The sequence below is a fragment of the Sedimenticola thiotaurini genome, from assembly GCF_001007875.1.
Classification (GTDB): domain Bacteria; phylum Pseudomonadota; class Gammaproteobacteria; order Chromatiales; family Chromatiaceae; genus Sedimenticola; species Sedimenticola thiotaurini.
Genome location: NZ_CP011412.1, coordinates 1,198,439 through 1,213,744, shown reverse-complemented (window position 1 = coordinate 1,213,744; position 15,306 = coordinate 1,198,439). Strand labels below are relative to the sequence as shown.

Sequence of the window (15,306 nt, the reverse complement as noted above, 5' to 3'; positions counted from 1 at the left end):
TTGAGGCGCGAGGGTATGGAGGGGCTGTAGAGCTCCTCCATACCCTCGCGCTTCGGCGGTTTACAAAGCAGATCGAATATGTCGAAGCGAGACTTTTACGAAGTATTAGGTGTCAGTAAGAACGCCAGCGAAGCTGAGATAAAAAAGGCTTATCGACGCCTCGCCATGAAGCACCATCCGGATCGTAATTCCGGAGACAAGTCAGCTGACTCTGAAAAGCTGTTCAAAGAGGCCAAGGAGGCTTACGAGATCCTTTCCGATCCACAGAAGCGCGCCGCTTACGACCAGTTTGGTCATGCCGGTGTGGATAACTCTGCGGGTGGGGGCTATGGACACGCCGGCGGAGGTAACTTCAGCGATATCTTTGGTGATGTGTTTGGCGATATCTTTGGGGGTCGAGCCGGTGGTTCCCGGGTGCATCGGGGGGCTGACCTCCGTTACAACCTGCAGATCTCCCTGGAAGATGCCGTGGCTGGTACCACGGTCAAGATCCGTGTGCCCACCATGGTCAAGTGTAACCCGTGCAATGGGACGGGTGCCAAAAAAGGCACCAAACCCAAGACCTGCAGCACTTGTGCCGGTCATGGCCAGGTGAGAATGCAACAGGGTTTCTTCTCGGTTCAGCAGACCTGTCCGACCTGCCGTGGTAAGGGCACGGTCATTGAATCACCCTGTCCGGCCTGTCACGGTGCGGGTCGCATACAGGAGCACAAGACGCTGTCGGTGAAGGTGCCGCCCGGCGTCGATACCGGCGACCGGATACGCTTGTCGGGTGAAGGGGAAGCGGGGGAGAGCGGTGGACCCGCCGGTGATCTGTATGTGCAGATTTCAGTCAAACCGCACGAAATATTCACCCGGGAAGAGAATCACCTGTTCTGCGAAGTACCCATCAGTTTTGTCAGTGCCGCCCTGGGGGGAGAGCTGGAGGTGCCGACCCTGAATGGCAAGGTGGTATTGAAGATTCCGGCCGGTACCCAGTCCGGCAAGATGTTCAGAATGCGTGGCAAAGGGGTCAAGCCGGTTCGGGGTGGCCCGGTCGGTGACCTGCTCTGCAAGGTCATGGTGGAGACGCCGGTGAATCTGACCGATGACCAGAAAGAGCTGCTGCGCCAGCTGGACGAATCGATGAAAGGCGCCGGCAGCAAGCACAGCCCCCACTCCACCGGTTGGATGGATGGCGTGAAGAAGTTTTTTGAAGGTATGGGGTTCTAGTCGATCCGGCTGAACCATCCGCGCAACCGAATAAATTCAGTGACAGGAACAGTATCGATGACAAGAGTAGCAGTCGTGGGGGCCGCCGGGCGTATGGGCAAGGCGCTGATACAGGCCGTAACAGACGCTGAAGGCATGAATCTTGGGGCTGCGGTGGAGCGACCCGGTAGTACGCTGATCGGTGCAGATGCTGGTGAACTGGCGGGCGTTGGTTGTATCGGTGTAACCGTCCGGGATTCACTTGAGACGGTTGCGGAAGATTTTGATGCGGTAATTGACTTTACCACGCCCCAGGCAACCCTGAATCACCTGGAGATCTGTCGTCAACACAAAAAGCGCATAGTGATCGGGACTACCGGCTTTTCCGAGGCTGAACGGGCGCAGCTGCAGAGCGCATCGGCCGAGATTCCGATCATCCTGGCCCCCAATATGAGTGTCGGGGTCAACCTCTGTTTCAAGCTGCTGGACATGGCGGCCAGGGTGATGGGGGATGAGGCGGATATCGAGGTCATCGAGGCTCACCATCGCCACAAAGTGGATGCACCTTCCGGGACCGCTCTGCGCATGGGCGAGGTGGTGGCCTCGGCCCTGGGGCGTGATCTGAAAGAGTGTGCGGTGTATGGGCGTGAAGGAATCACCGGTGAGCGTGAGCGTAAAACCATCGGATTCGAAACCATTCGGGCCGGTGATGTGGTGGGTGACCACACCGTGCTGTTTGCGACGATGGGTGAACGGGTTGAGATAACCCACAAGGCCTCCAGTCGCATGACCTTCGCTAACGGTGCGGTGCGCGGTGTACGCTGGCTGATGCAGCGGGATAGCGGCCTGTTCGATATGCAGGATGTCCTTGGTCTGCGCTAACCACCATACCGGAGCTGTCTGGCCCGGATCGGTCGGATTGCTGAAGCGGCTTGGCGCACTGCTGCTGTTGCTGCCGCTGTTGGCTTCCTGCAGTGGTGATGATACGAGCCCTGAATCACGCATACGCGCCTTGCTGAACACGGCCGAGGAGGCCGTGGAGTCCCGTTCCCTTTCTGCCGTTTCTCCCCTCCTGTCACCTGCCTTCAGCGATAGTGCCGGGCAAGACAAACAGGCTCTGTTGCGCCTGCTGGGCGGTTACTTCGTGACCCATCAGTCGATTCATCTGTTGACCCAGGTAAGTCGTCTCGACCTGATCGGGCCGGACCGGGCCCATGTGACACTCTATGTTGCCGTGGCGGGCCAGCCCCTCAAGACTGTTTCACAACTGATTTCGCTCCGTGCCGAGCTTATACGCCTGGATCTGAGCCTGGCTGAGGAAGCGGGGGAGTGGCTGGTGGTGTCGGGAGCCTGGAGACGGGCAGAAAAAAGCGATTTTCTCGAGTAATCCTCGTTCTGGAGTCGATTGGCATAGTTGCTGCTTGTTAATTGTCAGTCCAAAAGGCGCAAACCAGGAGTGACAAGTGAATAGTGCGGTGCCAGGTCCAGATATGTTTCCATCCGTATCGCCTGCTTCGTCAGGAAGTGGTGCTACATCCTCGTCAGGTATAGCGAAAAATCAAGGGAATCAGTCCGATTTTAACCAGCTTTTCGAGGGGGAGATGCTGTCCCCTGAAGATATGGCGAAGCTGAAGGAGCTGCTGCCACCCGAGCAGTTACAGGAGCTGGAATCCATGATGGAGAACGGCAATTCATTGCCGTGGGCGGCAGATCTTGCCGATCCCGCCACGGCCAATCCGGCGCTGTTGCAATGGATCCTGCAACTGGCCGGTATTGAGCCCGGGGGGGAAGAGGCCGCCAACCGGCTCGGTACACAGTCGGGTGCGGGGGCTTCCCTGACCCCGGTGGATCTACGCAACATGCTGTTGAGCCAGGGAGCAAATACGGGACCCGCCTCCGGGACACCCGGGCAGTTGAATGGGGCGCTGAGTCCGGCGGATGCCCAGAGCGCAATCCTGCTGGCCAAAGGTGAACTGGCGGCGGACGCAATGGGAATTAAATCGGCTGTAAATGCCGGTGACCTGTCCGCCGGTTTGCTGAACAACACCGGGACGACTTCAGGGACACCTTTTGCGTCGCTGGTTTCAGGCCTGGAACAGGCGTCGTCCTACCGTTCCGGTGTCTACACCCCTCCGGCCATTAATCTTCCTGTTGGTGAGAAGGGCTGGGACAATATGCTCGGTAACCGGGTTGCCTGGATGGTAGGCGGTCAGTTGCAGCAGGCTACCCTGCATATCTCGCCACGACACTTGGGGCCGATCGATATCCAGATATCCATGCAGCACGATCAGGCCAGCGTCAGCTTCCTGGCAAATAATGCCGCGGTGAAGGAAGCCATTGAAGCGGCCATTCCCCGGTTGCGTGATATGTTTGCCGACAACAATATGCTGTTGGCCAATGTGGATGTGGGGCAGCATGATGCCAGCACCCAGGACGGCGGCCCGGAGATGTTCGGGCAGCCGGGCGGCAGTAGTGGTGGCAACGGTTTCGGGATGGATGGGGAATCTGGCCAGACAGCTGAAGACTCCACGGATATGCTCCAGAGCGAGACCCTGGTAACAACCAATGGGCTGGTGGATGACTACGCCTGACTAAGCCCCGGCCCGGCCAGCGGCCGGCTATCGGCCTCCCCGCTGACGCCGGGCCAGAGGTGTTGTATCAACCCGTCTGGCCCGGTGCCAGAGCTCTATTTTTTCCTGCCACTGTTTCCAGTTCTACTCTGTTGAGAGCTCCGTGTTAACGATCCATCGGCACAGTTGTGGTCCAGCGTCTTAATTTCCCGGTACGGTTCCGGCGGAATCTTGGTTATGATAGTCGCTATCGGTATCTGATCGACCATGGGAGAGACTAGACTGTGCGATATTTAAAGCTGATTTTCATTTTACTGATCATGATGATCGGCGCTGCATTTGCGGTCATGAATGCCGAGACCGTGCAACTCAATTACTATTTTGGAGTGCAAGAGTTCCCCTTGTCGGTGATACTGGTGGCGGCTGTGGCTATCGGGGCGATTCTGGGCGTGCTTGCCACGCTGGGCAGTTCCCTCAAGCTGCGCCGGGAGAATATGAGCCTGAGGCACAAGGCCAAAATTGCCCGTCAGGAGGTCAACAACCTACGTGCGTTACCGATCAAGGACAATTGAGATTATGTTAGGGAAAGGGATAATCCGTTCAGGATCTGCTGTTTTGCCTCGCCACAGTCCGTGGACCGCTGAAACCCCATGATGGAACTGTTCTGGTTACTGTTGCCTGTTGCTGCCGCCTCCGGCTGGTGGGCGGCGAAACGAAGCATCTCCCGCCAGGAGGTGACGGCGGCCGAACGCTCGCCCGGTTATTTCAGTGGCCTGAATTATCTCCTGAACGAACAACCCGACAAGGCCATTGATGTCTTTATCAAGATGCTGGAAGTCGACAGCGACACGGTGGAAACCCACTTGGCCCTGGGCAATCTGTTCCGACGTCGTGGTGAAGTGGATCGTGCCATCCGGATCCATCAGAATCTGATCGCCAGGCCGATGCTGAATCGGGAACAGCGCGCCCAGGCGCTGTTGGAACTGGGTCGAGACTACATGAAGGCGGGATTGTTTGACCGGGCCGAGAGCCTGTTTAATGAGTTGGGTGAGATGAACATGTTCCAGGCCCAGGCGCTGGAGAATCTGCTCACTATCTATCAGCAGGAGAAGGATTGGGAAAAGTGCCTGCAGGTGGCTAAACGACTGGAACAGCGCACTGGCATTTCGCGCCGCAGGGAGTGTGCCCACTACTACTGCGAGCTTGCGGAAGAGGCCCAGCTCCGTAAGGATCTGGTTAAAACAACCAAGTTATTGAAAAAAGCCCATCTCTCCGATGAGAGTTGTGTCAGGGCGACTATTCTACAGGGCCGGATTGAGGCAATGAACGGCTCGCCCAAGAGCGCTATCCGTACGCTGAGGCAGGTGGAGAAGCAGGATTCAGCCTATCTCTCTGAAGTCCTGCCGGAGATTATCGACTGCTACCGGGAACTGGGTAACCGGGCGGAACTTGTCAAATACCTGCGCAAGCTTTATGAGCGCCATCACTCGATCAGCAGTGTGCTGGCGCTGACCGATTTTATTCAGGAAGATGAGGGTGATGAGGCTGCGCTGCGCTTTTTAAGCGGTTATCTGCATGCCCATCCACACCTGGAAGGCCTGAACCGGATGGTGGGGCTGTCGCTGAAATCAGGCCACACCGATGGGTGGGGAAGTCTGCAGATACTGCAACAGGTCCTGACCAAATTGCTGGACCACCGTGCGGCCTATCAATGTGTCAGTTGCGGATTTACCGCCAAGACACTGCACTGGCAGTGCCCCAGCTGCAAATCCTGGAGCAGTATCAAGCCAAGGGACGGGCTGGATGAGATCTGCCCCCGGCTGCCGCCTCAAATTGATCAGAACCCAACACTTGCAAGGCATAATCCATGACCGTTTTATCCCGCAACCCCCGTATTATTGTCGCCCTCGATTACCCCTCCGCTGCACCGGCTCTGGACCTGGTTTCCGGCCTGGATCCGGCCTCCTGTCGCCTCAAGGTAGGCAAGGAGATGTTCACCCGGCTGGGGCCGGGCTTTGTGGAAAAGCTGGTGGGGAAGGGCTTCGATGTGTTCCTTGACCTGAAATTCCACGATATTCCCAACACCGTGGCGGCGGCTTGTGCGGCGGCGGCTGACCTGGGGGTCTGGATGGTCAATGTGCATGCCTCCGGTGGCAGCAAGATGATGATGGCCGCGCGGGAGCGGCTGGAGTCCCTGAGCCACCGGCCACTACTGATTGCGGTGACCATTCTGACCAGCCTGGGGGAGAAGGATATAGCCGAGATCGGTTTTTCCGGTGCGCCGGCGGATAATGTGATTCGCCTGGCCAGGCTGACGGCGGATTCCGGACTGGACGGGATTGTCTGTTCGCCCCTGGAAGCGGCGGAAGTGCGGCCCCTGGTCGGGCCGGAGTTTCTTCTGGTCACGCCAGGTGTCCGTCCCGCCAGTGCCGTCCAGGATGATCAGAAACGGGTCATGACCCCGTTGAATGCCCTCAACAACGGTGCCGATCTGCTGGTGATCGGTCGCCCGATCACCGCCGCCGATGATCCCCAGGCGAGCCTCGACCGGATCCAGCAGGAGATTGCCGGTTTTTGCGGCGCACAGAGCTGATCCGGCAGTCCCAGGCTCATGGAATGAGCCTGGCAGACGGGTAATATCCGGGCGGTCATGGCTTCAGGTAATCCATAATTACAAACGCCCCTATGCTGCATCTCTACCATAGCAATCGACTGGAACAGCTGACCGACCTGCTGGCCGATACCCTCCGCCAGCCATTGGCAGATCCGCTGGCGACCGAAACCATTGTGGTGCAGCATCCCGGTATGGGACGCTGGCTCTCCCTGCAATTGGCCCGACGTCTCTCCGTCTGCGCCAACGTGACATTCCCGTTACCCGCCGGTTTCATCTGGCAGCTGCTGCGCCAATTGCTGGACGATGTGCCGGAGGTGGATGGTTTTAAACCGGAGCTGATGCAGTGGTGGCTGTTTGAGCGGCTGGCACAAAGCCTGCCAACAGAGGGGTTTGAGCCGCTGCACCGTTACCTGGAATCGGATGATGAGCTGTCCCGGTTTCAGCTTGCCGGCGAGATTGCCAACTGTTTTGATCAGTATCTGGTCTATCGGCCCGACTGGATAACCCGTTGGCAGCAGGGCCGCAGTGCGATGCCCGATGACCATTGGCAGGCGGCACTGTGGCGCGACCTGGTGGCCAGTCAATCTGCCGAACACTGGGTCGATCTGCAGCAGCGCCTGGCCCGGATGGTGGAGCATGGGTCCATCGATCCGCAACGCCTGCCGGAACGGATCAGCCTGTTTGCCCTGAATGCCCTGTCACCTGGCTACCTGGAGATTCTCCAACTTGCCGGCCGCTGGCTCGACATCCACCTGTTTATCCTGAATCCGACCGAAGGTTACTGGATGGACCTGGTCTCGGAGGAGGAGCGTGGCCGGCGTGCCCTGGAGAGCACGGATCAGGGGCTCTATCTGGAGGTGGGTAATCCCCTGCTGGCCTCCATGGGCGGGCAGGGGAGTGATTTCCTGGCGTCGCTGCTGAATTACGATCCGGGTGCCACTGAAGCGTTCATTGAACCATCCGGGGAGAGTCTGCTGCACCGACTGCAGCGCGACATCCTGCATGCCGCCGAGATGGATGAATGGCCCGATGATGCTCCGGTGCATGGGGAAGACCGCTCGTTACAGTTCCATCTCTGTCACAGCCCCATGCGTGAAGTGGAGGTGCTGCACGATCAATTGCTGGCGTTGCTGGCCGATGACGAGACCCTGCAGCCCAGTGATATTCTGGTGATGACTCCGGATATGGACAGCTACGCACCCTACATCGAGGCGGTGTTTGGTGAGTCGGTCGGTCGTACCCACATCCCCTATACCCTGTCGGATCGCAGTCAGATTGCTGAAACCCCCGTTGTTTCGCTGTTTATGCAACTGCTGGCCCAGCCGGGCGGCCGTTATCCGGTGGATGAGATTTTTGCCCTTCTGGAGCAGCCTATCCTGCATCGCCGCTTCGGTCTGACCGCGGCTGATCTGCCCCGAATTCGCCAATGGCTGGAAACCGTAGTCATACGCTGGGGGCGGGATGGCTCGGAGCGGGCGGCGCTGGGCCTGCCTTTGTGCGGACAGAACAGCTGGCAACAGGGACTGGACCGCCTGTTGCTGGGGTACGCGCTGCCAGGTGATGATGAACAACTGTTCCAGGACCTGCTGCCCTGTGATGCGGTGGAGGGGAGTGATGCACAGCTGTTGGCGGGGCTATACAGTTTTGTCACGGCCCTGTTTGAGCTGGAACCACTGCTGCGGGAGGATGCCTCACCCGCGGACTGGGTGGTACGGCTGAACAGTCTGATCGACCGCTTTTTCGAGCCCGATGAGGCGGAGTCCCGCCTGGTCCAGCTGCTGCGCAGCAGTGTTGCCCGGCTGGCCGAGACTGCCGCACTGGCCGGTTATAGCGGCATGCTTTCCCGGGATCTGTTGATCGCCCAGTTACAGGATCAGCTTGCCGCGCCGTCGGGAGGGCGTTTTCTGGGGGGTGGTGTCAGTTTCTGTGCCCTCACGCCGATGCGGGCACTGCCATTCCGGGTGATCTGCATGATCGGCATGAACGACGGCAGCTTCCCCCGGGAACGGCGCCCGGTGGGATTCGATCTGATGGCCGGCAATCGGCGTCAGGGTGACCGGTCACGACGGGCAGATGACCGCTACCTGTTTCTGGAGACCCTGATCTCGGCCCGGGATCTGCTCTATTTCAGCTACGTGGCCCGGGATATCCGGGACAACACGCCCTTGCCACCTTCGGTGTTGGTAAGCGAATTGATGGATTATCTGGATGACCGGTATGGGACGGATCAGCCCGGGTCCCTGTCCCAGGAGTTGAGTGTCTGCCATCCGTTACAGCCCTTCAATCCACGCTATTTCGTACCGGACACCGGACTGTTCAGTTTTGATACCGCCAACTGCCAGGGGGCAAAGGCGCTGCTGGCACCGACGGGTCAGCCGGGTCGTTTTATCCGGCAGCCGCTTGGGGAGCCGGAAGAGCAGTGGCGGCAGGTGGAGCTGACCCAGCTGATCCGTTTTTATGATAATCCGGTGCGTTATCTGTTATCGGCCAGGCTCGGTATCACCATCGCCTATGAGCAGGCCGGGATGGAGAGTCGGGATCCCTTTGAGCTGGACTATTTTCAACGCAGTGACCTGTTCCAGCGGCTGGTGCAGCGGGCATTGCAGGGGGGCGATCCGGCCCAGCAACTGAGCGTGGAGCGGGCCCGCGGCATCCTGCCCCACGGCACCCATGGAGAGGTTCATTTTGAGCGCCTGGCTGAGCGTGCCCGGCAATGGGCCGATCAGTTGCAACCACTCTACCCGGCGGAGACCCGGGTGATCAGTGTCGATTTCCATCACCAGGCGCTGCGGCTGGTTGGCCGGCTGGAACAGGTCTCTGCCGACGGTCTGCTCGGCTATTCACTGGAGAAGATTCCCGATCGCCAACTCCTTGCATTGTGGATCAGGCACCTGGTGTTGAATGTCGCCGCTCCGGAAGGGGTGGCGCCGACCACCCGCTGGCTCGGTGGTGAAGGGTTGGTGACCCTTCATCCAGTGGTCGATGCAGAGGCCCGTTTGGGTGAGCTGCTGGATCTCTACTGGCAGGGACTTCAGTGGCCGTTACCCCTGTTTGCCCGCAGTGCCCGGGCCTATGCCAACGCACTGGCAGAGGATAAGCCCCGTGAAACGGGACTGAAACGGGCCCGGGACAGATGGTTTGGCGGCTACCAGGGATACGCCGAGTATGACAATCCCTACTACCGGCTCGCCTTCCCCGATGGCGAGGTGCTGGATGAAAGGTTTGAGGCTGTGAGTGAGCAGGTCTTCCTGCCGCTGCTTTTGGCCATGGAGGTGAGTTGATATGCAGCCACTTGCCCTGTTTGATACCCCCCTCGATGGCATGAATCTGATCGAGGCGAGCGCCGGGACCGGCAAGACCTATACCATCACCGGTCTCTATCTGCGCCTGATCCTGGAGCAGGGGCTGACGGTGGAGCAGATCCTGGTGGTCACCTATACCAAGGCGGCCACCGCTGAATTACGGGAGCGCATTCGAACCCGCATGGTGGCGCTCAAACGGGCGGCGGAGATGGATGGGGCGGATGAGTTCCGGGATGCTCTGCTGGCTGATCCTGCGACCGTGGAACTCCGTTTGCAGCGCCTGACACTGGCCATACTCAGCTTTGATCGCGCTGCCATTTTCACTATCCACGGCTTCTGTCAGCGGCTGCTGTCAGAAAACGCCTTTGAGAGCGGTATGCCGTTTCAAACCGAGATGTTGCTGGATGAACGATCCCTGGTTCAGGAGGTGGTGGATGATTTCTGGCGTCGCCATATCCAGGATATCCCCTCCGGTCTGCTCGGTTATCTGCTGGATCGGGGTATCACTCCCGACCAGCTGGCGGATGGACTGAGGGGCAATATCAATAAGCCCTATCTGGAGATCCGGGGTCAGGGGATGCCGGAGGGGCTGGCGGAGCTGGAGCGGGATTTTCTGAACCACTTTGAAGTGGCTCGCCAACTCTGGCTGGATCAGCGTGAAGCGATCGTTACGCTGCTTAAACAGAGTGATGGGCTGAACCGGCAGAAGTATCGACTGGCATCCATCGATAAGTGGGTGCTGGCGATGGATCAGTTCCTGCAACCCGGTCCCGGCCCCCGATTCGCGGAGCTGGAAAAATTCACCAGCGGTGCATTGGCCAAGGCCCTGAAAAAAGGTGGCGTTGCACCAACCCATCCCTTTTTTGATCACTGTGACACGCTGCTGGGCGCACTGAACTCCCTGGAGTCCCATTATGAGCAGGCCAGGGTAGCACTGCTTAGCGAACTGATCCCCTACGTCAATGAAGAGCTGTACCGGCGCAAGCAGCAGTTGCGGGTGCAGTCCTATGACGACCTGTTGCTGAATCTGCAAGGGGCGCTGCGCGGGGATCGGGGTGCGGCACTGGTGGATGCGGTGCGGCGCACCTACAACGCCGCCCTGATCGATGAGTTTCAGGATACCGATCCCGTTCAATACGAGATTTTTGAAACACTGTTTGTGGAGCGGCCTGGCATCCTGTTCCTGGTTGGGGATCCGAAACAGGCCATCTACAGCTTCCGGGGCGCGGATATTTTTGCCTATCTGAAGGCCAGTGCGGAGGCCAGAAACCGGTACACCCTGGATGTGAACTGGCGCTCAGTAGCCCCCTTGATCGACGCGGTTAACCACCTGTTTGCCCAACCCCAGGGCGGTTTCCTTTTTCCGCAGATAGGGTTCCAAGTATCCAAGCCGGCGCCGAAAGAGCAGACGCGACTGCTTGACCCGGCCGGTGATCCGGCCTGCTTCAGAGTTGGTTTTATCCCTGGCAAACAGAGCAAGGAGCAGGCTGCGCAGATCGCCGCAACCTGGACCGCCCGGGAGATCGCCCGTCTGCTCGGTCCGGGAGTGAGTGCCGCCCGCCTGGGTGAGCGCGCCCTGGTCGGTGGAGATATTGCTGTGCTGGTACGCACCCACCGGCAGGGCCGGATGATCCGGGATGCCCTGGCGGAGCGGGGTATCTACAGCGTCCAGCGCGCCCAGGAGGACGTGTTCAAAACCCATGAAGCCACCGAGCTGGAGCGGTTGTTGCGGGCGGTTATGGAACCGCAGCGGGACGGACTGGTCTTCGCCGCCCTGGGGACCGATCTGCTGGGTGTGTCAGGGGATGAGATTGCCGGATTGGCCAGCGATGAAACACAACTGGGTGGTTATCTGGAGCAGTTCCAGGTCTACCATGAACTCTGGCAAGCGCACGGTTTCATGCGCATGTTCCGCCACCTGCTGCGGGAGTACCGGGTTACCGAGCGACTGCTGGGTCTGCCCGATGGTGAGCGGCGATTGACCAATATCCTGCACCTGAGCGAACTGATCCATCAGCAGGAGCGTGATACCACCGCCGGTATGGAGGCGCAGATCAACTGGTTCAGCCAGTTACGTCTCGGGGATATGCCGGAAGATGAGCAGCGCCAGCTGCGCCTGGAGAGTGATGACAATCTGGTGCAGATTGTCACTATCCATAAGAGCAAGGGTTTGCAGTATCCGGTGGTGTTCTGTCCCTTTGTGTGGGATGGGGGAACGCGCGCTATCCGTTCCGATGAAGCGTGTCACTTCCATGATCCGGGTAAAGATAACCAGGCGGTGCTTGATCTGGGGTCCCCTGACTGGCCGGCCGCCTGTCAGGTGAGCCAGGCGGAGACCCTGGCGGAAAGTCTGCGACTGCTCTATGTGGCACTCACCCGGGCGGAACAGCGCTGCTACATCACCTGGGGCAAGGTGAATGGTGCCGAGACGTCGCCACTCGCCTGGCTGCTGTACCCGCCACCCTCCCCGGAAGATATGGGCCTGGATGCCCCTGCGGAAGCGAAGGATCAGGATCGGCTGGAAAGTCTGGCGACCCATTTCAAGTCCCTGGACGAGTCCGCTCTGCTGGGGCCACTGCAGGCCTGGAGTGAGCAACTGTCGGGCGAGGTGTTGATCAGCCCCTGTGATACGGAGCCGGAAGAGCCCGAAGTGGCCAGTGAGCCGACTGCTGTTGAGCGACACTCTCCTTACGTGGCGGAAGCGTTGCAGGCTCGCCAATTCAACCGATATCTCAGTCGCGGTAACGCGGTGACCAGCTTCTCCGCCCTGGCCGCCGGCAGTGAACATTTTGAGCTGCCGGATCATGACGAGATCCTGTCGCCCATGGAGCTGACCAGTGAACCGCCAACCGGCCGGGATCGGTTCAGTTTTCCCCGGGGCGCCAATCCCGGAAGTTGCCTGCATGCCATTTTTGAACGGCTTGAATTCAATCGGCATACGCTTGACGAGTTACAGGATCTGGTGCAGCAGCAGCTGGCTGCCTATGGCATCGACCCGGTGTGGCAGGATGTTGTCTGCCAACTGGTCAACGATGTGCTCGATACCCCCCTTGAACCCGGCAGTGACCGCTGCCTCAGACGGCTCAGCAAGGCGCAATGCCTGGTGGAGATGGAGTTTAACTACCCGGTCGCCAGGCTCCAGGCGCCGGGTCTGGCTAAGCTGTTGATGGAGCAGGGGTTCGCCGGGTCGGAGGCCCTGGAGCAGGCGATTCGCCGCCTCTCGTTTACCGATACCAAAGGATACCTGAAGGGCTTCGTGGATCTGATTTTTGTCCATGACGGGCGTTATCACCTCCTTGATTACAAATCCAACTGGCTGGGTGATCAGATTGAAGACTACGGTCAGGCTAATCTCGCCTCCGCCATCGCCCGTGACGGTTACTATCTGCAGTACCTGCTCTATAGTCTGGCTCTGCACCGCTATCTCGCCCAACGGATTGCCGATTATGACTATGAGCGCCATTTCGGCAGCATCTACTACCTGTTTCTGCGTGGTATCTCGCCGACAGCTGGGCCAGATTACGGCATTTTCCGGGATCGTCCCGCCAGGCGGCTGATCGAGGCGCTGGATGACTATTTTGCCGGGACGGAGGTGTCTGCATGAACCGGTTGCCCGATGTGGTGATGCGATTGAAAGCGCTGCTCCCGCTGACCGACCTGGATCTCCATTTTGCCCGGTTGATAGGGCGGCTGGCCGGGGATCAGTGCCCGGAACTGTTGACTGCTGCCGCCCTGACGAGTCATGTCACCGGTGCGGGTGATGTCTGTTTGCCGCTTGACCAGTGGAGTGACCGCAAGATCGGTGACGACGGGGATGCAATCAGCCTGCCGGGTCGGGCAGAGTGGGTCACTCTGTTGCAGGAGTCCCCGGTTGTTGGATCTCCCGGTGAGTTCAAACCCCTGATCCTGGATCGGGCGGGGCGCCTGTATCTGCAACGCTACTGGGCTTACGAGCAGCAACTGTCCGATTTGCTGCGGCAACGCAGTCAGCAGGATCTGGGGGGGATCGATGAAGAGAAACTGCAACAGGGACTGGGGTTGCTGTTTCCCCCGCAACCGGATCTGGTTGTGGACTGGCAGAAAGTGGCTGCCGCCGTTGCGGTAAGGAAACGACTGGCCGTTATTTCAGGGGGGCCGGGGACTGGTAAGACCAGTACCGTGGTACGGATTCTGGCACTACTGCAACAGCAGGCGGCCAATCCGTTGGTCATCGCTTTGGCAGCGCCAACCGGAAAAGCGGCTGCCCGCCTGCAGGAGTCGATCCAGATAGCCCGGGAGCAGTTGCCCATGCCGGCGGAAGTGCTGGAGACGATCCCGACCCGGGCGACGACTCTGCACCGGCTGATGGGGAGTCGACCCGACCGGGTCCAGTTCAGGCATGATGCCCACAATCCCCTGCCGGTGGATCTTCTGGTCATCGACGAGGCATCAATGGTGGATATGGCACTGATGGCCAAGGTGGTGGCTGCGTTGCCGGTCGGCGCGCGACTGATTCTGCTCGGTGACCGCAATCAACTGGCTTCGGTGGAGGCCGGTGCGGTGTTGGGGGATATCTGTGGAGACCAGGCGGGTTATACAGTGGATTGCCGACAGTGGCTAGAGCGGTTGACCGGCCAGATCCTGCCCGATGAGGGGCTGGCGCTGAATCCGCTGGCGGACGCCGTGGTGCAATTGCGGCACAGTTACCGTTTTGGTGGTCAGAGCGGCATTGGACAGCTGGCCGAGGCGGTAAACCGGGGGGATGGCGAGACCGCGCGGCGGTTACTGGACCAGGCCCAACCGGCGGATGTCCGACAACTGGACCGGGAGGAGGAGCCGGTAGCATTTGCCGCTGGCATCTATCGGGACTATTTGCAGCGGATTGCCGGGGGGGCGGCGGTTGGGGAGATTTTTGCCGCTTTCGACAGTTTTCGCGTGCTTTGCGCTCTGCGCTCGGGGCCAGCCGGTGTTGCAGGTCTGAATCAGGAGATTCGTCAACACCTTGAGCAGGACGGACTGATCGATCGGGGTGTGACCTGGTATCCGGGGCGACCGGTGTTGATTACCCGGAATGACCATAACCTGAAACTCTACAATGGGGATATCGGTATCCTGTTGACGCACGATTCGGGCCTGCTGCAGGTCTGTTTTCAGACCGCGGACGGACTCCGCTGGGTCAGTCCGGCGCGACTGCCTCCCCATGAAACGGCTTTTGCCATGACGGTACACAAGAGCCAGGGCTCGGAATTTGACCGGGTGCTGCTGGTTCTGCCGGAGCGGGATTCGCCACTACTCAGCCGCGAACTGATTTACACCGGCCTTACCCGAAGTCGCCGGAAGTTTATACTTTCAGACCGGCGTGGGATGTTGCTTCCGGCGCTGGCCAGACGCACTCGCCGGGCGTCCGGGCTGCGGGAGAAGCTCTGGGGTGATGAAAATAGGGGTGCAGATGTGACCGCCATCACCGTTGAAAGATGAATTCGGCGGGATATCCCTTTTTTGTGAATTTTATCAACGCAGCAGGGGTAAAAAATGTCAGAAAATCAATCGGCAGATCCTGATTACTTGCGTTTTACTTTAATTTGGATAATATTCATGCGGGTATTTAAGAGGGTTATAACTTTCTGGTAGTATTACCAGGGTCGGGGGA

General features: G+C 59.2%; 10 protein-coding genes. All 10 read left to right on the top strand.

Annotated elements, in window-relative coordinates; translation table 11 throughout:
- Positions 1-78: 78 nt before the first annotated feature.
- The gene (dnaJ, locus tag AAY24_RS05405; protein ID WP_046858815.1) at positions 79-1,212 is read left to right on the top strand and encodes a molecular chaperone DnaJ; all 1,134 of its coding nucleotides are present in this window, start codon (positions 79-81) and stop codon (positions 1,210-1,212) included.
- A gap of 57 nt (positions 1,213-1,269) precedes the next feature.
- Positions 1,270-2,073, top strand: a complete 804-nt coding sequence (dapB, locus tag AAY24_RS05400; RefSeq protein ID WP_046858814.1) for a 4-hydroxy-tetrahydrodipicolinate reductase — start codon at positions 1,270-1,272, stop codon at positions 2,071-2,073.
- A gap of 37 nt (positions 2,074-2,110) precedes the next feature.
- Positions 2,111-2,578, top strand: coding sequence for a hypothetical protein (locus tag AAY24_RS05395; RefSeq protein WP_046858813.1), 468 nt, complete (start codon positions 2,111-2,113; stop codon positions 2,576-2,578).
- A 214-nt stretch (positions 2,579-2,792) separates the two neighbouring features.
- Entirely contained in the window at positions 2,793-3,782 is a 990-nt protein-coding gene (locus AAY24_RS18420; RefSeq protein WP_052761083.1) for a flagellar hook-length control protein FliK, read from the top strand.
- 263 nt (positions 3,783-4,045) lie between these two features.
- Entirely contained in the window at positions 4,046-4,333 is a 288-nt protein-coding gene (locus tag AAY24_RS05385; RefSeq protein WP_046858812.1) for a LapA family protein, read from the top strand.
- 78 nt (positions 4,334-4,411) lie between these two features.
- Positions 4,412-5,632 carry a lipopolysaccharide assembly protein LapB gene (lapB, locus tag AAY24_RS05380; protein WP_046858811.1) on the top strand — a complete coding sequence of 407 codons (1,221 nt, stop codon included), beginning with the start codon at positions 4,412-4,414 and terminating at the stop codon, positions 5,630-5,632.
- The gene (gene pyrF / locus AAY24_RS05375) at positions 5,629-6,354 is read left to right on the top strand and encodes an orotidine-5'-phosphate decarboxylase (RefSeq protein WP_046858810.1); all 726 of its coding nucleotides are present in this window, start codon (positions 5,629-5,631) and stop codon (positions 6,352-6,354) included. The genes lapB and pyrF overlap by 4 nt, the downstream gene beginning before the upstream one ends.
- Positions 6,355-6,446: 92 nt before the next feature.
- Positions 6,447-9,656, top strand: a complete 3,210-nt coding sequence (gene recC, locus AAY24_RS05370) for an exodeoxyribonuclease V subunit gamma (protein WP_046858809.1) — start codon at positions 6,447-6,449, stop codon at positions 9,654-9,656.
- 1 nt (position 9,657) lies between these two features.
- Positions 9,658-13,281 (top strand): exodeoxyribonuclease V subunit beta, encoded by a 3,624-nt coding sequence (gene recB, locus AAY24_RS05365; RefSeq protein ID WP_046858808.1) that lies wholly within the window; start codon positions 9,658-9,660, stop codon positions 13,279-13,281.
- A complete protein-coding gene (gene recD / locus AAY24_RS05360; RefSeq protein WP_234422249.1) occupies positions 13,278-15,134 on the top strand; it encodes an exodeoxyribonuclease V subunit alpha in 1,857 nt (618 codons plus the stop codon). Before recB ends, recD begins: the two co-directional genes overlap by 4 nt.
- The last annotated feature ends 172 nt before the right edge of the window (positions 15,135-15,306 follow it).